19 protein-coding genes are annotated in these 20,204 nt (G+C 58.7%); 11 read left to right on the top strand and 8 right to left on the bottom strand.

Annotated features, from left to right (window positions below; translation table 11 throughout):
• Positions 1 to 110 precede the first annotated feature (110 nt).
• The 7 genes from O6929_11395 to O6929_11365 all read right to left on the bottom strand — a co-directional run bounded on the left by O6929_11395 (position 111) and on the right by O6929_11365 (position 9,524).
• Positions 111 to 1,139 carry a dihydroorotate dehydrogenase electron transfer subunit gene (locus O6929_11395; protein MCZ6480992.1) on the bottom strand — a complete coding sequence of 343 codons (1,029 nt, stop codon included), beginning with the start codon at positions 1,137 to 1,139 and terminating at the stop codon, positions 111 to 113.
• Positions 1,126 to 4,395 (bottom strand): carbamoyl-phosphate synthase large subunit, encoded by a 3,270-nt coding sequence (gene carB / locus O6929_11390; GenBank protein MCZ6480991.1) that lies wholly within the window; start codon positions 4,393 to 4,395, stop codon positions 1,126 to 1,128. The genes O6929_11395 and carB overlap by 14 nt, the downstream gene beginning before the upstream one ends.
• A 79-nt stretch (positions 4,396 to 4,474) precedes the next feature.
• The gene (gene carA / locus O6929_11385) at positions 4,475 to 5,764 is read right to left on the bottom strand and encodes a glutamine-hydrolyzing carbamoyl-phosphate synthase small subunit (GenBank protein ID MCZ6480990.1); all 1,290 of its coding nucleotides are present in this window, start codon (positions 5,762 to 5,764) and stop codon (positions 4,475 to 4,477) included.
• Positions 5,761 to 7,062, bottom strand: coding sequence for a dihydroorotase (locus O6929_11380; GenBank protein MCZ6480989.1), 1,302 nt, complete (start codon positions 7,060 to 7,062; stop codon positions 5,761 to 5,763). Before O6929_11380 ends, carA begins: the two co-directional genes overlap by 4 nt.
• A 156-nt stretch (positions 7,063 to 7,218) precedes the next feature.
• Positions 7,219 to 8,151 (bottom strand): aspartate carbamoyltransferase catalytic subunit, encoded by a 933-nt coding sequence (locus tag O6929_11375; protein MCZ6480988.1) that lies wholly within the window; start codon positions 8,149 to 8,151, stop codon positions 7,219 to 7,221.
• Between the two features lie 126 nt (positions 8,152 to 8,277).
• A complete protein-coding gene (gene pyrR, locus O6929_11370; GenBank protein ID MCZ6480987.1) occupies positions 8,278 to 8,835 on the bottom strand; it encodes a bifunctional pyr operon transcriptional regulator/uracil phosphoribosyltransferase PyrR in 558 nt (185 codons plus the stop codon).
• A gap of 236 nt (positions 8,836 to 9,071) precedes the next feature.
• Entirely contained in the window at positions 9,072 to 9,524 is a 453-nt protein-coding gene (locus O6929_11365; protein ID MCZ6480986.1) for a hypothetical protein, read from the bottom strand.
• Between the two features lie 490 nt (positions 9,525 to 10,014).
• Here O6929_11365 and ligA point away from each other — a divergent pair, with 490 nt between their 5' ends.
• The 11 genes from ligA (at position 10,015) to O6929_11310 (ending at position 19,735) form a co-directional block, all read left to right on the top strand.
• Entirely contained in the window at positions 10,015 to 12,039 is a 2,025-nt protein-coding gene (gene ligA, locus O6929_11360) for an NAD-dependent DNA ligase LigA (GenBank protein ID MCZ6480985.1), read from the top strand.
• A gap of 22 nt (positions 12,040 to 12,061) precedes the next feature.
• Entirely contained in the window at positions 12,062 to 13,270 is a 1,209-nt protein-coding gene (locus O6929_11355; GenBank protein MCZ6480984.1) for a M48 family metallopeptidase, read from the top strand.
• A gap of 88 nt (positions 13,271 to 13,358) precedes the next feature.
• Positions 13,359 to 13,844, top strand: a complete 486-nt coding sequence (locus O6929_11350; protein MCZ6480983.1) for a tetratricopeptide repeat protein — start codon at positions 13,359 to 13,361, stop codon at positions 13,842 to 13,844.
• Positions 13,845 to 14,031: 187 nt separating this feature from the next.
• Positions 14,032 to 15,675 carry an amidohydrolase family protein gene (locus O6929_11345; protein ID MCZ6480982.1) on the top strand — a complete coding sequence of 548 codons (1,644 nt, stop codon included), beginning with the start codon at positions 14,032 to 14,034 and terminating at the stop codon, positions 15,673 to 15,675.
• A 441-nt stretch (positions 15,676 to 16,116) separates the two neighbouring features.
• On the top strand, positions 16,117 to 16,923 hold the full coding sequence (gene budA, locus O6929_11340) for an acetolactate decarboxylase (GenBank protein MCZ6480981.1): 807 nt from the start codon (positions 16,117 to 16,119) through the stop codon (positions 16,921 to 16,923).
• Between the two features lie 219 nt (positions 16,924 to 17,142).
• The gene (locus O6929_11335) at positions 17,143 to 17,292 is read left to right on the top strand and encodes a hypothetical protein (GenBank protein MCZ6480980.1); all 150 of its coding nucleotides are present in this window, start codon (positions 17,143 to 17,145) and stop codon (positions 17,290 to 17,292) included.
• 392 nt (positions 17,293 to 17,684) lie between these two features.
• Positions 17,685 to 17,960: a hypothetical protein gene (locus O6929_11330; protein MCZ6480979.1), complete on the top strand. Its 276-nt coding sequence runs from the start codon at positions 17,685 to 17,687 to the stop codon at positions 17,958 to 17,960.
• A gap of 190 nt (positions 17,961 to 18,150) precedes the next feature.
• Positions 18,151 to 18,417: a hypothetical protein gene (locus O6929_11325; GenBank protein MCZ6480978.1), complete on the top strand. Its 267-nt coding sequence runs from the start codon at positions 18,151 to 18,153 to the stop codon at positions 18,415 to 18,417.
• Between the two features lie 140 nt (positions 18,418 to 18,557).
• Complete coding sequence (locus O6929_11320; protein ID MCZ6480977.1) at positions 18,558 to 18,839, top strand: hypothetical protein; 282 nt, start codon at positions 18,558 to 18,560, stop codon at positions 18,837 to 18,839.
• A gap of 12 nt (positions 18,840 to 18,851) precedes the next feature.
• Positions 18,852 to 19,106, top strand: coding sequence for a hypothetical protein (locus O6929_11315; protein ID MCZ6480976.1), 255 nt, complete (start codon positions 18,852 to 18,854; stop codon positions 19,104 to 19,106).
• A 266-nt stretch (positions 19,107 to 19,372) separates the two neighbouring features.
• Complete coding sequence (locus O6929_11310) at positions 19,373 to 19,735, top strand: hypothetical protein (GenBank protein ID MCZ6480975.1); 363 nt, start codon at positions 19,373 to 19,375, stop codon at positions 19,733 to 19,735.
• A 274-nt stretch (positions 19,736 to 20,009) separates the two neighbouring features.
• On the opposite strand, the gene O6929_11305 is transcribed toward O6929_11310, so the two are convergent.
• A partial coding sequence (locus tag O6929_11305) for a PilZ domain-containing protein (protein ID MCZ6480974.1) occupies positions 20,010 to 20,204 on the bottom strand: 195 nt, incomplete at its 5' end.

Here is a 20,204-nt window from a genome sequence, read left to right as displayed (position 1 = left end):
AGGACCGAGGACCGATGACCGGCGACGACTCCGTCCTTTGCGTGACCCGTGCACTGTGGACCGCGAACGGTCTTTCTCTGAACCCTGAACTCTGAACCCTGAGCGCTTCTTCACCAGGCAATCTCCCGGGCGTCGAAGGCCGGCCCGTCCTTACAACAGAGCTTGTAAGCTGTCCGCTGTCCGCTGTCCGCCACCGGTCCGATTTCCGCTGACTGCTGATTGCTGATTGCTGACTGCTTCACCGGGATGACGCAACCCATGCAGGCCCCAAAGCCACAAGCCATGTCGGCCTCCAAAGAGACCTGGCAGGGGACCTGGAATCGCTCGGCCATCTGAGCGACGGCATGGAGCATCGCGTGCGGACCGCAGGCATAGATCGTCGATCCTTCTCGGCTGGTCTGTGATCGGAGATGCGCTTCCAGAAGATCGACCACGAGCCCCCGGCGGCCGACGCTGCCATCTTCTGTGGCGACATGGACCTTTGCCCCTGCCTTTCTAAGATCGGTGAGACAAAGGACATCGTCAGAGGTCTTGCCTCCGACGAAGGCCACCAGATTCCGACGACCGACGACGGCTCGACTGAGCGGCTCGACCGATCTCGCCGAGGTCTCGCCGAAGCCCTTTGGCCGACGACGGCTCGACTGTCTTCGACCCTGAGGCTCAGACCCGAAGGGAGCTCGCCGAAGTCCTTTGGCCGATGCCGCCCGACCAGTCTTTCCATCTCCTGAACCCTCAACTCTGAACCCCGAACCTGCAAGGCGCTCGGCGAGGGCCACCACCGGAGGGACCCCGATGCCTCCGCCGACCAGCAGGGCCGTGGTGAGGCTCGGCGGCACGTGGTAGCCATTCCCCAATGGGCCCAGGAGGTCCACCCGATCTCTCGGCTTAAGGCGGGAGAGGGCGGTGGATCCCTTCCCCATCTCTTTGTACAAGATCTCCACCATGTGCCCGCTTTTTCTGCCGCTCGGGCGCCGGACCCTCAGGATGCTGTAGGCCCTTGGCAGAAAGGGGTCGAGCGATCCCGAGGGTTTCACCATGACGAACTGTCCGGGCTGAAAACTGAGGGGCTCTGAGGTAAAGCGCTGGAGGAAGTAATCCGGGTGGAACCTCTGAAGGGACTGCACCTCAGCCTGCACCACCCAGCCCCCCGTTGTACTCCTGCAACGCCTTTACCTGGAGACCTTCCACCTTTAGGGCTCGAATCCCCTCTACCGCCGCGTTGGCCGCTGCCATGGTCGTAAAGCATGGGATCCCCTGGGTGACGGCGGTTCGGCGGATGGAGTACGAGTCAAGGCGGGAGGTTCGCCCCTCTGGGGTGTTCACCACCAAGCCGATTTCGCCGCTCTTCATCCGGTCCACGATGTGGGGTCGAACCCCCTCGGTCACCTTGTACACGCGCTCGGCGGGGATCCCTGCCTCCTGAAGGCAGTGGGCCGTGCCGGTAGTGGCCAGGATGTGAAAGCCGAGTTCGGCAAACGCATGGCCGAGCGGGGGAAGGTGAGGTTTGTCCGGATCCCGAACGCTCAAGAAGACCGTCCCCTCCAGTGGCAGCGTCCCGCTGGCCGCGATCTGGGACTTTGCGAAGGCGCGACCAAAGTCCCGATCGATCCCCATGACCTCGCCCGTGGACTTCATCTCCGGCCCCAGGATGGCATCGACACCTGGAAACTTGACGAAGGGTAGAACCGCTTCCTTCACCGCCACGTGGCGCAGGACCGGTTCCCGGGTGAGCCCCAGCTCATCTAAGGTCATGCCAGCCATCACCTTGGTGGCGAGCTTGGCCAGGGGGACCCCCGTCGCCTTGCTGACGAAGGGGACCGTTCGGGAGCCCCGGGGATTCACCTCGAGGACATAGACCGTGGAGTTCTTGATAGCGAATTGGATGTTGAGAAGTCCCACGACCTGAAGCTCCACCGCCAGGGCGGTCGTCTGCTCGCGGATCTCGTCCAGAATCTTGTCGGGCACCGACCGCGGCGGAAGGGAACATGCCGAGTCTCCCGAGTGGATACCCGCCTCTTCGATGTGCTCCATAATTCCGCCGATCACGACCCGCCGCCCGTCCGCGATGGCATCGACGTCCATCTCGATCGCATCTTCCAAAAACTTGTCGATCAGGACGGGATGCCCGGGAGAGGCCTGGACGGCCCGCTCCATATAATCGAGGAGGCTCGCCTCGTCGTAGACGATCTCCATGGCCCGCCCCCCGAGGACATACGAAGGGCGGACCAGGACTGGATAGCCAATCTGTTTGGCGATCCGGGCTGCCTCGCTGGCCGAGATGGCCGTCCCGCTGGGGGCCTGGTTGAGCCCTAGCTGGATGAGCAACTGTCGAAACCGCTCCCGGTCTTCTGCCCGGTCAATGGCATCCGACGAGGTTCCCCAGATGCGGACCCCGGCCCGCTCGAGGGGGACGGCGAGTTTCAGTGGGGTCTGGCCGCCGAACTGAACGATGACGCCGTCCGGCTGCTCTCGGTCCACGATGTTCAAGACATCCTCGAGTGTCACGGGCTCGAAGTAGAGCCGGTCGGAGGTGTCGTAGTCGGTGGAGACCGTTTCGGGGTTGCAGTTGACCATGATGGCCTCGTAACCGAGTTCCTTCAGGGCAAAGGCGGCGTGGACACAACAGTAGTCGAATTCGATTCCCTGGCCGATCCGGTTGGGGCCGGATCCCAGGATCACGGTTTTCTTCCGGGTCGTCGGGTTCGCTTCACACTCCCGCTCGTAGGTCGAATAGAGATAGGGGGTGAAGGCCTGGAATTCGGCCGCACAGGTGTCCACCATCTTGAAGGTGGCCTGGATCCCCAGCTTCCGCCGAGCGTCCCGGATGGTCAGTTCGTCAGAGCCGGTCAGCTGGGCCAACCTCCGGTCGGCGAAACCCATTTCCTTGGCGGCTCGCAATTTCTCGGGGGTCAGGAGGCGGAGGAGGCTCTTGGACCGCTCGTGTACGAACTCTTTCTCCAAATCGACGATCTCCCGAATATTCTCCAGAAACCAGGGGTCGATTTGGGTCAGTTCGTAGATCTCTTGAACATCCATGAGCTGGCGGAAGGCCTCAGCGATGTAAAAGACCCGCTCCCAGTTGGGGATGCGAAGCCGCTCTCGGATGAGCTCGCGCCAAGACTCGCCGTTCATCTCTGTGGCCCTGGAACCGTGACCCGTGACACGGCTCGTCAGGCCGTAGACGTCGATCTCCAAAGCGCGGATGGCCTTCTGCAGTGCTTCCTTGAAGGTTCGGCCGATGGCCATCACTTCGCCCACCGACTTCATCTGGGTCGTCAGCGTTTCATCCGCCCCCGGGAATTTCTCAAAGGCAAAACGAGGGATCTTCACCACACAATAATCCAGCGTGGGCTCGAAAGAGGCAGGGGTGGACTGCGTGATGTCGTTTTTGATCTCGTCCAAGGTGTAGCCAACGGAGAGGAGGGCGGCAATCTTGGCGATGGGGAATCCGGTCGCTTTACTGGCGAGGGCGGAGGAGCGGGAAACCCTGGGGTTCATCTCGATCACGACCAGTCGGCCATCGGAGGGGTTGACGGCGAATTGGATGTTGGACCCACCGGTCTCTACCCCGATCTCCCGGATGATGGCGATCGCGGCGTCCCGCATGATCTGGTATTCCTTGTCGGTGAGGGTTTGCACGGGTGCGACGGTGATGGAATCCCCGGTGTGGATTCCCATCGGGTCCACGTTCTCGATGGAGCAGACGATGACTACGTTATCCTTTCTGTCCCGCATCACCTCGAGCTCGAACTCTTTCCACCCGATGACCGAGACCTCGATCAGGACTTGGTGTACTGGGCTCGTGTTCAAGCCCCACTGGACGTGCTCTTGGAATTCCTTTCGGTTGTAAGCGATGCTGCCGCCGGTCCCACCCAGGGTGAAGGAGGGGCGGATGATGGCGGGAAAGCCGACCCGTTCAATGATCGCATCGGCTTCCTCAATCGACTTGGCATACCCACTCTTTGGAACCTCGAGGCCGATCCTGGCCATGGCCTCCCTGAACAGATCCCGGTCCTCGGCTTTCTTAATGGCTTCGAGCGTTCCCCCGATCAGCTCCACCTCATACGTGTCCAGGATGCCGCTTTCGGCTAACGCTACGGCGAGGTTGAGCCCGGTCTGCCCGCCGAGGGTGGGGAGAAGGGCCTCCGGGCGCTCCCGCTCGATGACCTTCTCCAAGATTTCCACGGTCAGCGGCTCGACATAGGTCCGGTGGGCCAGCTCTGGATCGGTCATGATGGTAGCGGGATTCGAGTTGACCAGGACGATCTCGAAGCCTTCCTGGCGCAGGACCTTGCACGCCTGCGTCCCAGAGTAGTCGAACTCGCAGGCCTGCCCGATGATAATTGGTCCGGAACCGATAATCAGAATCTTTTGAATGTCCGTACGCTTAGGCATCTCGTAACTGCCGTTAGCAGCCAGCAATCAGCAGTCAGCCCGAACAATCGGAAGCCGACAGCCGATAGCTGACAGCTGGTTAGATGGCGATGCCTCCTCGCTGGCGGATCCGGGTGCCCTCGACGTGGAGAAGCTCCACCGGCTCGCGCGTACACCGGTTTCGCTCCATCAAAGCCACAAAACGGTCAAAGAGGTAGCGCGAGTCGTGCGGGCCCGGCGAGGCCTCGGGATGGTACTGAACCGAAAAGACGGGTAGGCGAATGTGCCGCATCCCTTCGACGGTCCCATCATTCAAATTCACGTGAGTCAGTTCCACCTCCCCGCCCGGGATTGAGTCGATGTCGACGGCAAACCCGTGGTTTTGAGTCGTGACCTCAACCTTCCCGGTGTGAAGCTCCTTGACCGGGTGGTTGGCCCCGTGATGGCCAAATTTGAGTTTATATGTACGGCCACCCAGGGCGAGGCCTAGAATCTGGTGTCCGAGACAGATCCCGAAAATCGGTCTTTTCCCAAGGAGCTGCCGGGTGGTCTCGACCAGGTGCATAACTCCCTCAGGGTCCCCAGGCCCATTGCTGATGAAGATGCCGTCCGGATCCAAGGCCAGAATCTCGTTGGCGGTGGTCGTGGCCGGGACAACCACCACATCGCAACCGGTACTCACCAGCTGCCGAAGGATGTTGTACTTAATCCCACAGTCGATGGCTACCACCTGGAACCGTTGACCGACAACGGCTCGACTGAGCTCGCCGAAGTCCGATGTCCGTTCACCGAACAGATCTAACTGCGCGCGCTTATGCTCCCGGTCGTCGGTCGTCGGTACGCGGTCATCGCTGTAACCGTGTCCCCATCGCCACTCCCCCTGCCGCCATCGGAAGGACTCGCTGCACGTCACTTCCTTCACCAGATCACGGCCGATGAGACCCGGAGACGACCGGGCCTTCTCGACAAGGCTCTGCGGACTCGAGTCGGCCGTGGAGATGACGCCTTCCATCGCGCCCCGGTCTCGGATGTGCTTGGTGAGGGCGCGCGTATCAATCCCCTGGATCCCCACGATGCCACATTCCTGGAGATACGCTTCGAGTGTCTTGGACTTTCGCCAATTGCTCGGATAGGGGGAGCCTTCCTTCACGATAAAGCCTTCCAGAAAGGGGCGTTGGGACTCGATGTCCTCGGGATTGATCCCGTAATTACCGATGAGGGGGTAAGTCATGCAGACGATCTGCCCCTTGTACGAGGGATCGGTGAGGATCTCTTGATAGCCGGTCATGGCTGTATTGAAGACTACCTCGCCGACGCATTCGCCTTCGCCACCGAAGGCACGCCCCTCAAAGACGGTTCCGTCTGCCAAGGCCAGGATCGCGGACTTCATGACGTCTCCCAAACCACCTGACCGGCCACGATGGTCATCATGGCCTTCCCCTTGAGCTTCCATCCGATGAAGGGGGAGTTCTTACTCTTCGATTGCCAGTCATTCTCCTCAACGATCCATTCCTGATCCGGATCGAGGATGGTGATATCTGCATCCGCGCCTGGCACCAGCGTTCCCTTGTGCTTGAGCTGTAGAATACGGGCCGGGTTGGTCGTGAAGCGCTCTACAATCATGGGGAGGGTGAGGAGACGGGTGTGATAGAACTCGGTGAGGATGAGGCCGAGAGCGGTCTCGAGCCCAATGATGCCGAAGGGGGCGTAATCATATTCCATCTCCTTCTCGAAGCTGGCATGGGGGGCATGATCGGTGGCGATGACCTCGATGGTCCCATCGATGAGCGCCTCCCGGAGCGCCGTGACATCCTCGGCCGAGCGGAGGGGGGGATTCATCTTGGTATTGGTGTGAAAATCCCGGACCACTTCGTCGGTGAGGATCAAGTGGTGAGGTGTCGCCTCGCCGCTCACGTGAGCACCCCGGGCCCTCGCCTCCCGGATCAGACGGATTGACTCCGTCGTGCTTACATGACAGACGTGGAGGCGGGCCCCTGTGTACTCACTCAACAGGATGTCTCGCCCCACCATCACTGCCTCCGCGGCAGAGGGGATTCCCTTGAGCCCCAATTTGGTACTCACGCGCCCCTCGTGCATTACCCCCCCTTCGGAGAGTGTGAGATCTTCACAGTGGGGGATCACCATGATGTCGAACATGGTGGCGTACTCCATCGCCCGCCGCATGAGTTCGGCATTTGTCACCGGCTTACCGTCATCGGAGAGCCCGACGCACCCCGCGGCCGCAAGGTCCCCGATATCCGCCAGCTGTTCGCCGTGGTGGCCCCTCGAGATGCATCCGATGGGGAAGACATTCACGCGTCCCACCTTCTTGGCCTGCTCTAGGATGTACTCGGTGACCGATGCAGTGTCGTTCACCGGATCGGTATTCGGCATGCAACAGATAGAGGTGAACCCTCCCCGTGCCGCGGCAGCGGTCCCTGAGGCGATGGTCTCCTCATCTTCTCGTCCCGGTTCCCTGAGATGCACGTGCATATCAATAAGACCCGGCACCACGATCTTGCCGGTCGCATCGATAACTCGGGTCTCCGGCTTTTTGTTCTTCCCCGAACCTGAACCCTGAACCTTGCCTACTTGAAGGATTTGCCCCTCTTCGACCAGGACATCGAGGGTGTCGTCGACCCCGTTGGCCGGATCAATCACTCGCCCACCTGTAATTAAGAGTCGCATCTCATACTCCACTAGCCGTTCACCGTAAACCGTTGACCGATGACCGTAAAGCGATGCTTGCCACTACCGATGACCGAGTGTCCATGTCCGGTGACCTTAAGAGACCCGAAAACGTGTTCTTCTTCGGTAGTCGGTCGTCGGACATCGGTCAACGCCTTAGTTGGTGGCCGCGTGTCCGCCCATGAGGAGATACAGCAACGCCATGCGGATGGCCACCCCGTTCGTGACCTGATCGAGGATGAGGCTGTAGGGACCATCGGCAACCTCCGGGGCGATCTCGACACCCCGATTGAGAGGCCCTGGGTGCATGATCAGGACTCCCTCCCTCGCCCTTTTCACACGGTCGACGGTGAGACCGAAGAGCCGGCTATACTCGCGGAGGGAGGGGAGGAGGGTGGGCCCCTGCCGCTCCCTCTGGATTCGCAACATCATGATCACGTCGGCATCCGCGATGGCAGCTTCCACGTCGGTGGTGACCTGGGCGCCGAGCTCCTCGGGGTGTCGGGGCAGTAGCGTGGGCGGGCCTGCCACGCGAACATCCATTCCTACCTTGCGCATAGCCTGGATCCCGGATCGCGCGACCCGGCTGTGGCTGATATCTCCCACGATGGCGACCGTGAGGCCTTTTAAACGTCCCAGACGCTCTCGGATGGTGAGCAGGTCGAGGAGGGCCTGAGTAGGATGCTCGTGGGCCCCGTCCCCGGCGTTTATGATCGAGGCTTGGAGGCGATCGGCCAGGATCTTGGGCGCCCCCGGGACCGGGTGGCGGATCACCACCACATCCGGTCGCATAGCCTGAAGGGTTTTCCCAGTATCGAGGAGGGACTCGCCCTTGGTCACCGAAGAAACGGTTGTGGAAATGTTGATGACATCGGCACTGAGCCACTTGCCGGCGATCTCGAACGAGGTCCGCGTGCGGGTGCTCGGCTCGTAAAAGAGGTTGATCAGGGTCTTCCCGCGGAGCGTGGGAACCTTCTTGATCTCTCGAGAGGCGATCTCTTTCATCGAGTCAGCGGTGTCCAGGATCAGATGGATCTCATCCGACTCCAGCTCTCGGATCGTTAGCAGATCCTTTCGCTTCAAGGCCATCTTACTCTCCGTTCACCGATCACCATTTGATGAGTTCAGGGTTCAGGGTTCACAGTTCAGAGCTTATGGCTGACGGATTACACGTCAGGAATCTGGCTTTACCATGAACCATGAACGAATTGTCGGTCATCGGTCGTCGGTCGTGGATTCCATGATCACCACGCGGTCCACTCCGTCCTCCTCTTGGAGCATCACCTGGACCTGCTCCGTCTTGGCAGTGGGGACGTTCTTTCCCACGTAATCGGCCCGGATCGGCAGCTCCCGATGCCCTCGATCCACGAGTACCGCAAGCTGGATCACCCGGGGACGTCCCAGATCCATGAGGCCGTCCATGGCCGCCCGGGTCGTCCGACCGGTGTAAAGGACATCATCCACCAAGATCACCTTCTTGTTTTGGATGGAGAAGGGGATCTCGGTCTTCCTCACGGTTGGATGGGGGGGCGCCCTGCCCAGGTCATCCCGATAGAGGGTGATGTCCAGGGCTCCGACAGGGACATGTGCCCCGTCGATATCCTTCAAACGCTGGGACAGGCGGCGCGCGAGATCCACTCCTCGGCTCCGGAGGCCGATGAGGACCAGATCGGCCGTCCCCTTGTTTTTCTCGATGACCTCGTGGGCGACCCGCGTGAGGACCCGCTGGATCGCTGCTGCATCCATGATTTGTGACTTTTCGCTGACTTTCATGGCTACCTCGGGAGGCATAAAAAAACCTCCTCACCCTCGGGTGAGGAGGTCGCGTGTCGTACCCTTCACTGGAATCTTCATCACTGCTCCCTTACGAACCTCGCCGGGTTCGCTTAAAAGGCCACTATAATTTACCTCCGGCTGTCGCAAATGTCAAGGGATTTTAACAACCTCACCAGGCGCACCCCCACCCAAGCTATGCAAAGGTCTGAATATTTTAGGGTTCCCTGAGGTATTCATTTCAGTTGTCTTTGGACGAGGCGGAAGGCAATCAGTACCATAAGTACTGTGATGCCTGTAACAGCAACCGCCAATGCTCCCGCAGAGGTAGTACTCCAGCCGACTATCCTCACCTCCCCATAGGCGAGTCTTCCACCGATTACCGCACCGGTTAGCGCCGCGAGTGGTACGGCCCACCGGGTCCAGGCGGGGAGCCCCTTATCAGTAAGCCGGATCACCGCGCCGTGCCGATAGAGGTAGTACGCAAGGAACCAGAAACCGATTGCCGCCAACGGACCCAACACCGCATTCGCGAAATCCGTTGGTCCGTCTGTTCCCGCCAGATTTGGAGAATTCCATTTAGGCCCAGCAACATACAGCTTACGCCAACCACTACGAGCACTGATGGTCGCCGAAGCAGCTCGAGCCAAAAACTCCCCTGCTTCCCCGACTTTTTCCATTCTCGCCACGACCTGAAGATCCTCTGAGTGACAACGGGAATCGCGAGGTACCCGAGAACGTTTAATGTCCCCCAAAATGGCATACGGGCCCAAAACGGGAGGATGCTCCAGTGGACTCCACCGGAGAGCAGTAGTATCGGCAGATAGAGCATGATGCCAGGCGCCAGGAAGAAAATCTCAGCCCACGTGATGTTTTTGTCCGTTATCGGGGGCCTCCCGTACAAGAGAAAAACGGTCACCCCGATGACCAAGATGCCATATAAGAAGTACATCCATCGGAGCGATTGCGTGTGTGTTACGGTCATGAAAAGAAGTCCCCCTTCACACAATATGGGTACCGGAAGAGCTGCCCAGGCAAAACAGGCCTACAGCAGCCCGTGCAAGAATTATGCTGAGTTGGGCCGAAGGAGCGAGCGGAACGGCGGGGGCGTTGCATAGGCCGTGGGACTCTGGTAATAGTCGGGAAGGGAGGCGTGGTTGTGATACGTAGGGTGGGGGCATGAAGGATTCGAAAAAGGCAAAGGCGAGGGTTGAGGAGCTTCGGCAGCTCATCCGCCATCACATTTACCTCTATTATGTGCTCGCCCGGCCCGAGATTTCTGACGCCGAATACGACCGCCTGTTCAATGAACTCAAGCTGTTAGAAAAGCAGCATCCACAGTATATCGTCCCCGATTCCGCGACTTTGCTCGTCAGCGGGGGAGTAGCCGTAGTGGCCGAGGGCTTTGCCCCCGTCGAGCACAGCAGTCCGATGCTCTCGCTGGACAACGCCGCCACCGAAGAGGACGTTCGAGAGTTCGAAGCCCGCATGCACCGAATTTTGCCCGGTACGACCTTCGATTACGTGTGCGAGCCCAAAATCGATGGCCTCGGTGTCGCACTGGTCTACGAGAAGGGAAAATTTGTGCGCGGGGCCACTCGAGGGGATGGAAGGGTCGGCGAGGACGTGATACACAACTTGCGAACGATTCGAAATCTGCCCTCCGTCCTGCGGGGACCGCTCGCCCAGTATGAGCTCCTCGAAGTCCGCGGTGAGGTCTTCATGTGGAAGGCGGCATTTCAGAAACTGAACCGCTATCTGGAAGAGGCAGGAGAGTCCCCGTTTGCGAACCCGCGAAACGCGGCTGCGGGGTCCCTACGGCAGAAGGATAGTGGGATTACGGCGAAGCGGCCTCTTGACATCACCCTGTACCAGCTTGGGACTGCCACCCCGCCAGCTTCGTTCGCGACCCACTGGGAGATTCTCGAGGCGTTCCGCGAGTCAGGGCTCCCCGTGAGTCGCGAGGTGAGGCTCTGTGGGGACCTGGACGCGGCCATTGCTTATCACCGCGAGATGGAGGCAAGGCGGAACGAGATCGGCTATGAAACGGACGGCGTGGTCCTGAAGGTGAACAACCTAGATCAAAGAATGACACTGAGTTTCACCACGCATCACCCCCGCTGGGCCATTGCCTTCAAGTTCAGATCGCAAGAGGCCCAGACACGGATCAGGCGGATCCTGATTAATGTCGGTCGGACAGGAGCCCTCACGCCGTCAGCCGAGGTGGATCCGGTCGAGATCGCCGGTGCCACCATCAGCCGGACCACGCTCCATAATGCTGACGAGATCGCGCGCCTCGATGTACGTGAAGGGGACTTGGTCCTGATCAAACGGGCAGGCGATGTAATCCCGCACGTGGTGCATGTTGTTCCCGAGACAGACCACAAGTCGCGTCCCCGTTTCCGGATGCCTCCGCGTTGCCCGGTCTGTAGAGGACATGCCTACCGGCCTGAGGGAGAAGTGGTCTGGCGCTGCAGCAATGCGGCCTGTCCGGCACAGCTTAAGGGGCGGCTGCTCCATTATGGGTCGCGTCGGGCCATGGACATCGAACATCTCGGCGAAAAGGTCGTTGATCAATTGGTGGACCGCGGATTGGTCAAGGACTTCGCCGATCTGTACCACATAGAGCTAGAGACATTAGCGTCCCTCGAGCGCCTGGCCAATAAATCGGCGACAAACCTGTACGAGGCCATCCAGGGAAGCAAAAGCCGGGGGCTCTCCCGTCTAATTTTTGCCCTTGGGATTCGGTACATCGGTGAAAACGTTGCCTCGTTGTTGGCACAGCATTACGGCAGCATGGACAAGCTGGTCGGGGCGACGGAGGAGGATATCGCCGGCATCTACGGTATTGGCCCTCGCATCGCAGCAACCGCCGCTGAGTTTTTCGCCCAGAAGGAGAACCGGCGGGTCATCGAGCGCTTGCAGGCAGTCGGCGTCAGGATGACAGAGGTGACGGCCCCGGGGGTGAAAAAGATCCTAGCTGGCAAGACGTTTGTGCTGACGGGTGTACTTCCGGCCATGAGCCGCGACGAGGCCAAGGCCACCATAACCCGCCTCGGTGGCCGGGTCACCTCATCGGTGAGCAAGAAGACCAACTACGTCGTTGTCGGCACAGACCCCGGCTCCAAGTACGATGACGCTCGACGGCTGGGCATCCCCATCTTGGATGAAGCAGCTTTCAAGAAGTTGATCGCTGGGGGTTAGAAGCCCCTTTGGAGCTTCGACAATGCGTTCCACCGTGATCGGGATATTCTGCTTGAGTCTCCTGGTAGCAGGAGTGAGCCTCAGTAACACCGGTGCCTCGGTCAAGGAGATCGCGCTCCGTTACTTTACCCCGGAGGAGATCGCGCGGGGCAAAAGCTACATGGGAGGGCGGTACCTTCTCTTCGCCGCCCGCAGCGCAATTACTCTTGGTTTCTTTCTTCTATTCGTCTTCACACCTGCCTCACGAACCCTGCGGGACTTCAGCGCGACCTGGGCCGGCTATCGGCCATGGCTCGCGTTGACCTTCTATGCTGCATGCCTGTTGCTGCTCTATCGGCTTCTTCTCCTCCCGATAGATCTCTACGGAGGGTACTTTCGGGAGCACGCCTATGGCCTCTCGACCCAGGGGCTCGATGGGTGGTTCAAGGACTGGGGGAAGGGACTGATCCTGCAGGTGATTCTACTCTTGCCGGCGGTGAACCTGCTCTATGTTCTTATCCGTCGGGACCCCCACCGCTGGTTCGTCGCGGGCGCCGGGATTCTCGGGATCATGATCCTCCTCCTCACCTTCCTGGCCCCGGTACTGATCGATCCTCTCTTTCACACCTTCACCCCACTCAAGGATGCCGACCTGAAGGCCCGAGTCCTGAGACTGGCAGAGCGTGCGGGAATCCCCGTGGAGCAGGTGCTAGAGACGGATGCCAGCCGAAGAACGGTAAAGGCGAATGCCTATGTTACCGGCTTCGGCCGGACTAAGCGTATTGTTCTCTATGATACGCTCGTGAAGCGAGCCTCTGCTGATGAGGTTGAGGTAGTCTTGGCCCACGAGATCGGCCACCGGATGTATCACCACATTTGGAAGGGGGTAGGTCTTTCCGTCCTCGCGTTTTTCCTAGGTTTCGTTATCGCCGCACTGGTCCTCCAGTGGGGGACCACCCGGGGTCTCCTCACGCATTCGGCCGATCCCGCGGGGCTCCCTCTGCTCTTATTGACCCTTTTCGCTCTGAGCCTTGTGACCCTTCCACTCCAGAATGCCATCTCTCGAGGGTTCGAACGCCAAGCGGATCTTGCGGCGCTCGAGCTTTCGGAAAATCGCGACGCGTACGTTAAAGTAGAAGTAGATTTGGCGCGATCCAACCTGGCCGATATCACTCCCCCCGGCTGGGCCGTCCTTTTCCTGTATACGCACCCCCCGGTTCTTGAGCGTATCTCGGTCGCGGAGCAGACGTAAGATATCCCCCCTATCTTGACTCTTTCAAAATTCTGTGGTACCTGACCGTGATAAGGACGCTATTGGGTCCGGAAAGGGGAAAGAGGAGATGGAGGATCCTGCCCGTCTCGAGCAGGCGGAATTCTTCTTTCAGGAGGGTTATCGACATCAAATGAACGGTGATCTCGATGCGGCCGTCGAGCACTACCGGCGCTCTATCGAGCTCTATCCCACTGCAGAGGCCCACACCTTTCTGGGATGGGCGTATAGCTTTCAGGGAAAGATCGATAAAGCCATTCAAGAGTGCGAGATTGCCATCCAAGTCGACCCCAATTTTGGCAATCCCTATAACGACATCGCGGTCTATCTTATGGAAAAGGGGGAATACGACGAAGCCATCCCCTGGCTCACGAAGGCCATGGAAGCCAAACGATACGAACCCCGACACTATCCCCACATCAACCTGAGCCGTGTATATGCCAAGATGGGGAAGACCCACGAGGCCATTGCCGAGGTTCGGAAGGCATTAAAAATCGAACCCGATCACCAGGGGGCTCGCCGAGAACTGCACCGCCTGATCGGCATGCTTAACTAACGGACCGACCACCCGGGACCTGGAGGATTGCGTTGCGGGTCCCGGGGTCTTTTTTTTCTGAGGGGGAGGGCTGGGGCTGGAACAGGCACCTCGTAAGAATTCGGGAGCAACTGACCCGGCAGACCTGGTAGTTCGGGGCGGAACCCTTCTTAATGTCTATACGGGGGAACTGCTTGAGGGCTGGGGCGTGGCGATTCGCGGGGAGCGGATTGTCGCTTTAGGCCTCGACCTCAGCCATCTTATTGGTCCCGAGACCAAAATTGTCGAGGCGGCAGGTAAGTATCTCACCCCGGGTCTGATTGATGGACACACCCACCTAGATAACATCCAAAGCCTGCATGAGTTCCTGTATGAGGCCGTGCCAAGGGGACTCACCACTGTCATTACAGAGTTAGTCCACGTGGCAAATGTAGGAGGGGCCGCAGCCTTCCGGACCTTCCTGGCGGGTCTGGAGGACCTCCCGATTCTGGTTTACACCACCGCTCCTTCTATCTCCCTTCTCTGCTCTGACCGGGGGGATGGCCGGTCGGCCATTTCATCTGACGAAGTGGCAGACCTGCTGGAGCACCCTCTCGTGCTGGGGCTCGGGGAGGTCTACTGGCATCTCGCACTGCAGGCCCCGCCCGACCTCATGGCCCTGATCGAAAAGGCCCGTCGTCTGCGAAAGCAGGTGGAGGGGCACGCCGCCGGGGCCCGCGGGTGGAAGCTCCAGCAGTACATGGGCCTCGGAATCGGCTCCTGCCACGAGTCAATCACACCAGAGGACGTGATCGACCGGCTTCGCCTGGGGGTACATACAATGGTTCGGGAGGGTTCGGTGCGGCAGGACCTGGGCGTCCTGAAGGAAGTGGTCTCGTCCGGGGTGGATCTCCGGCGTCTGATCCTGGTAACCGATACTGTCTGGCCCGATGATCTCTTGCGCCGGGGCGTCATGGACCATGCGGTCCGCCGTGCCATCGAGCTTGGTCTCGATCGCGTTGCGGCAGTCCGGGCGGCCAGCCTCTCCTGTGCCGAGCACTTCGGTCTCGACCACCTGGTGGGGGGCCTTGGTCCGGGCAAGTATGCCAACCTCTTGGTAGTTCCGGATCTTACGCGGATGGAACCCGAGGTGGTAATTAGTAAGGGTAGCGTGGTGGCGCAGGACGGAAGATGTCTCGTAAGGGTCAAGGGGAATTCTCAAATCCGGCGGGTTCTCCCCGCGCCTACGTTGCCGCACCCTCTCACGCCGGGGGATCTCAAAGTCCCTGCGGACCGCTTAGGTGGGTGGACCCAGGTGAGGGTTCTAGGCATTGCGGGACCCATTCTGACACGGGAACTCACACTGTCACTGCCGGTCGAGGGGGGAGAGGTGATCATGGAGCCTCAAGCGGATGTTCTGAAGGCTGCCGTCTTTGACCGGAGAGGTCTTGGGCAGAGGACGGTCGGGTTCGTCAAAGGATTTGGCCTGCGGCAAGGGGCGGTTGCCTCGAGCCTTTCCTACGACGTGAGCAATCTAGTGGCCGTCGGGGCCCGGGATGCAGATATCGCACGAGTTCTGAACCGATTGGTAGAGATCGGCGGCGGCTTTGTCGTAGTAGTCGATGGGGAGGTCGTAGAGGAGCTCCCCATGCCGATCGGGGGGATCATTAGCGAAGAGCCGGTCCCGAACTTGGCCGAGAAGCTCGATCGAATAAAGCGGGTGCTCAAAGACCTGGGCTCACTGCTTCAGGATCCCCTCCTCACCCTCCAGGCCCTTACCTTCACCGCGATTCCGGCCTTGAGGCTCAGGGAGCGCGGGCTTGTCCAGGTCAAAACGGGTCAGATAGTCCCACTGCTGATAGAGACTTCCTAACCATCCCTAGTGCCGCACCAACTAGTGCCGCACCAACTATTTCTCACGAGTATTCCGCGCTGGTGCGGCACTTCCGCTAGGGGGGCAGGCCCCCCCTTCGGCACTCGGCGTTCGCCTCGCTGAGCACCCCCCAGGCGTAGGGGAGCCTCTCCCCTACAACCCCTCAGTGCCCCCGGCGGAACCCTGGGGTGCTTAGGAGGAGTGAGTTGGAGGGGCACTAGCTGAAAATCGGGGACAGATTTATTTTATTGCCCAACACCCCGTTAGAGAGAGGCGTACAGTTCTCGTGGGAAAGCTACAGAAGCCAAGAAAGAAGATTTGGAGAGTGCGTTTGCCCCGAGCACCTGGCAAGCAGGTACAGCAGGACAAGATGAAGGTCACCAGAAAGAAGAAGCATTAGGGATGGGGTCAGGCTTGCGATTTGCTACAGGGGCAAGTCTTATGGCCATTGAGGAAAAATTCATTCAGTTTCTTCACGCTCTCCGGCATCACCGAAAACATCCCCACGGCAAGCACTCCCGGGTGCACGAGAGCGACCACCGCCACGCACATGAAGTCTTTCAGACCTCAACGATCAATGCCTTACTCGAAGGGATTTACGATGGCGAAATGACCTATGGGGGGTTGCGTGAACATGGTGACTTCGGTCTTGGCACCTTCAACGCCTTGGACGGGGAGATGATCGCTTTGAACGGAAACTTTTACCAAGTAAAGTCGGATGGCGTCGCCTACCCCGTGGACGACGCACAGAAGACGCCATTTGCGGTTGTGCAGTTTTTCGAGCCAGAAGCCCACTACGTGATCGACCGCGAGATGGAGTACGAACAACTCAAAGACTACTTGCAGACCGTGATTCCAATAATGAATTTCTTCTACGCAATCCGCCTTGATGGCCTTTTCAAATACGTCAAAACAAGGAGTGTGCCTCGGCAGACCAAACCGTACCCCCCATTAGTCGAGGTGACAAAGACCCAGCCAGTCTTCGAGTTCTTTGACGTTTCGGGCGCGCTTGTGGGCTTTCGCTTTCCCGACTACGCCCAAGGCATGAATATGCCGGGCTACCACCTGCACTTTCTCACCGAGGACCACAAGGCAGGCGGGCACGTCCTCGACCTCCAACTGCAACGGGGGAAGCTCGCGGTCGAACATACGTCGAATTTCCATATGGAACTACCCAAGGAGGGAATGTTCTTGAACGCCGACTTGTCCCAAGACCAACGAGAAACGCTGCGCCAGGCAGAGGAATAAGAGCTAAACAGGAGATTAAATAACTTCGAGCACTTGGGTGTGTAGAAGAGTGGGGGTCAGGCTTGCGATTTGCTATGTGAGGATGATAAAGCGCGGTGGGTCCAAGCGCTGACTCCTGCACACGGGACACTTGGACGGCTTGCTCAGTCGAGTGCGCTGCTTGAAGACGAATTCGCAGGCGAGGCATTGCGCCGGTTCGACACGCAAGCGCTCGCCGCTATGCCTGAGCGAACGCGCTACGTGCTCGAGGTGGCCGGAGACTTCTTTCTCGCCGATCCCGACACGCGCCGAGAGCTCACGAGCCGTGAGCGAGCGCTCCCTGAGTACCTGCCTGAGCGCCGACCGTACCGTTGCGTGTCGCTCGCTTAGCTTGTGAGAGCGTGGGCTTTTCGCCAATGGGTGCACCTCAGATCAATGGGAAGTTGTGGAGCCAGGTCTCACAATAACACACTCGATGCGCTTGACACCCTCCGATCTCAGTGGGGGATACTTAGGCCCCTTTCGGGATAAGTTGGGATGCAACCGGACTAGGAATTGCTGCTAGCCCATCTCCGGCACAATTGTTCCAGCGCCCCCCAATTATTGAATTACCCTCCTCCTTTGGCGGCCTTGACACCCCCGCACCGGCGCAGGATACTTAGAACCACAAAGGGGACATTTGACTTTTTCACAATCGCGGAAGGTGTCAAGTAGGGCCCGGCCTTCTTTGACCAGGCTGGGAAGGTCATCTGGAGTGCACCCTGAACGAAAAGGAGGGGATGATGGACGAGCGCCTCAACCGACTGGAACGGGAGCATCGTTACTTAAAGTGGGCCGGGGCCTTGGTGTTTGCCCTGATAGTGGCCTTGGTCCTGATGAGCCGTAGCACGACGGCTCGCTATCAGATCGCCTCGCCCAGGGACGCTTTTTTTGTCCATCGCCTGGACACATACACGGGAGAGATTCGGACACTGGCCTTGGGCGGCCCCGACGTGGAGCGAAGGAAATATGAGTTTAAGGAAATTGGGTATTGGCCCGGCCCAAAGGAAAAGCAATAAAGGGGGCATTTGACTTTTTCACAATCGCGGAAGGCGTCAAGGCTCTATTTTACAATCTATCCCGGGTGATCATAATCCCCGGCCCACTCCCGCCACCATCGACTGCGCACCGTACGTCACACGAAAGAATATTGGTATAACGCTGTAGCGGTAGTGGAGAATGTAGCACGAGTGAAGTTGGAGGCTACCGATGATCGACGTTCAGCAAATTGACGACAGCACCTTCGAGGTCACCGTGCAAGGCCGCGTGACCACGAAACACTCGGTCACAGTCGATCCATCATATTACGAAAAGCTCAGCGGCAAACGCGTTCCCCCGGCCACGTTGGTGGAAAAATCCTTCGAATTCCTTCTCGAACGAGAACCCAACACCAGCATCTTGAGACGCTTCAATCTTTCTGTCATCAGCCAGTATTTTCCTGAGTACGAAAGCACAATCCACGAGATGCTGGCATAGCGAGAGGGCAATTGCGGTCACCGCGTTACAATTGACACGTCGCCACCCTCTCCGCGACCTTGACACGCCTGCCCCATTGGGGGATACTCAGGCCCCGTTCAGGAGAGGGAATCTTCATCTCACAACAGGGAGGCAATGCCATGTCGGGAAGAATTCTCAACGGTGTGGATGTGGATGCGGTTGTAGGTTTGGTGAAGGCCGTAAATGAGAAACCTACCCTTGCCAAGTCCAAATTCCGAGCGAACAACGAATGGATCGAGGGTGGATACAATCGGACTACCATCACAGGCTTTTACAGTGCCGGTCAGGAGATTTCGCATGCCGAACCATTTGCCCTGGTTGCAGACGAACCCCCCATCCTGGCGGGACAAGATCGAGGACCGAATCCTGTAGAGCACCTTTTGAATGCTCTGGCAACGTGAATGACTACCACCATGGTCTACCATGCCGCAGTTCGCGGTATAAAGTTGGACGAAGTGGAATCGGCGTTGGAGGGCGATCTTGACCTCAGGGGCTTTTTGGCAATCTCTGATGAAGTCAGGCCAGGCTATCAGGAAATCCGGGTAAATTTCAAAGTCAAGACGGATCTGAAAGATGTGGAAGAGCTGAAAGCATTAACTAAGCTGTCGCCTGTGTACGATGTTGTTAGCACTGGGACGCGTGTCAAGGTTCAGATAGAGAGGAAATGATCATAGAGAAACTGTGTGCCTGCCGCCTTCCTCTCATTCCCCTCTTGATTTTTTGGCGGCTGTACCAGCCTGTGTAGGTTTTTGACACGCCTAACCTTATCAAGGATGCTGAGGCATTCCCCAGGAGGGACAGGCATAGAACCGGGGTGGCCAGAGCCCCGGGCCACTGGTGGCACAAGGGTTGCGTCGCCTTCGCGGGTCAAGCACAGCCGCGAAGGCGTTTTCATTATCGGCCGTATCTCCGTAAATCTCAGGAGCTTAAAATCATGCCCTTATACGACAACGATATCCCAGCCCATCCGATCCCGGTGTACGGTCAGACCATCACGTACACGGAGGAAATTCGGCACAGCGTTGGAATGCAAATGGCCAAGGAGTATGAAGATGCCGGCCGACACATTCGAGATTGCATGTCGGGTCCCAAAGATGCCACGCGTCAGAGTGAACCGTATTTCACGCATGCCTCCGCATGGGAAAACTGGGCACTGGGACATGAAAAGTGGGTGGCTTTTTGTGACAACAACCGGGAGTATCTGAACAAGGTCGGGTTCCACTTTGGGTGGGATCCTCTTCCAGTAAACTCTAGCAAGAAAATCAAAGCCGCGCCCAAGTCCAAAAAATCCCGCTAGGAAGTCCTAATAAAGGGGACATTTGACTTTTTCAACATCGCGGAAGACGTCAAGGCTCTATTTGACAATCTATCCCGGGTGATCATTATCCCCGGCCCACCCCCGCCACCATCGACTGCGCACCGTAACTCACGCGAAAGAATATTGGTATACTCTGTAGCGGTAGTGGAGGCTTGGGACCCTTAGGAATAGCAGGGATGGAACCGGGGTAAGGACGGGTGAAACAGCCGCGGGAGGGCGTGATCATTTTCCGTCACCAACATCTGGCGCTTGGTTATTCGGACTGGGAGGAATCCGGCGAGGGAGAGGCTTCCGCGCGAAGGCGATCGATGACAGCGTCTATCAGGGCAGCCTCTAAAGAGGGGTTGACTTCGAGGAACTTCACTCCCATTCCGGTGGTGGCACTCGGCGAGAGTTCCTCCCCGCGCGTCCATACTACTTGCGCAGGGATCGAGAATGTGTGGGAAGG

This window comes from Candidatus Methylomirabilota bacterium (genome assembly GCA_027293415.1).
GTDB lineage: Bacteria > Methylomirabilota > Methylomirabilia > Methylomirabilales > CSP1-5 > CSP1-5.
Note: the sequence above shows the minus strand (reverse complement) of the source record. Positions and strands in the feature narration are given on the sequence as shown.

Coding starts and splice junctions, on each gene's coding strand:
- carB (MCZ6480991.1), bottom strand. CDS start 4,395: ATGCCTAAGCGTACGGACATTCAAAAGATTCTGATTATCGGTTCCGGA.
- carA (MCZ6480990.1), bottom strand. CDS start 5,764: ATGAAGTCCGCGATCCTGGCCTTGGCAGACGGAACCGTCTTTGAGGGG.
- O6929_11380 (MCZ6480989.1), bottom strand. CDS start 7,062: ATGCGACTCTTAATTACAGGTGGGCGAGTGATTGATCCGGCCAACGGG.
- O6929_11375 (MCZ6480988.1), bottom strand. CDS start 8,151: ATGGCCTTGAAGCGAAAGGATCTGCTAACGATCCGAGAGCTGGAGTCG.
- pyrR (MCZ6480987.1), bottom strand. CDS start 8,835: ATGAAAGTCAGCGAAAAGTCACAAATCATGGATGCAGCAGCGATCCAG.
- ligA (MCZ6480985.1), top strand. CDS start 10,015: ATGAAGGATTCGAAAAAGGCAAAGGCGAGGGTTGAGGAGCTTCGGCAG.
- O6929_11355 (MCZ6480984.1), top strand. CDS start 12,062: ATGCGTTCCACCGTGATCGGGATATTCTGCTTGAGTCTCCTGGTAGCA.
- O6929_11350 (MCZ6480983.1), top strand. CDS start 13,359: ATGGAGGATCCTGCCCGTCTCGAGCAGGCGGAATTCTTCTTTCAGGAG.
- budA (MCZ6480981.1), top strand. CDS start 16,117: ATGGCCATTGAGGAAAAATTCATTCAGTTTCTTCACGCTCTCCGGCAT.
- O6929_11335 (MCZ6480980.1), top strand. CDS start 17,143: ATGCCTGAGCGAACGCGCTACGTGCTCGAGGTGGCCGGAGACTTCTTT.
- O6929_11330 (MCZ6480979.1), top strand. CDS start 17,685: ATGGACGAGCGCCTCAACCGACTGGAACGGGAGCATCGTTACTTAAAG.
- O6929_11325 (MCZ6480978.1), top strand. CDS start 18,151: ATGATCGACGTTCAGCAAATTGACGACAGCACCTTCGAGGTCACCGTG.
- O6929_11320 (MCZ6480977.1), top strand. CDS start 18,558: ATGTCGGGAAGAATTCTCAACGGTGTGGATGTGGATGCGGTTGTAGGT.
- O6929_11315 (MCZ6480976.1), top strand. CDS start 18,852: ATGGTCTACCATGCCGCAGTTCGCGGTATAAAGTTGGACGAAGTGGAA.
- O6929_11310 (MCZ6480975.1), top strand. CDS start 19,373: ATGCCCTTATACGACAACGATATCCCAGCCCATCCGATCCCGGTGTAC.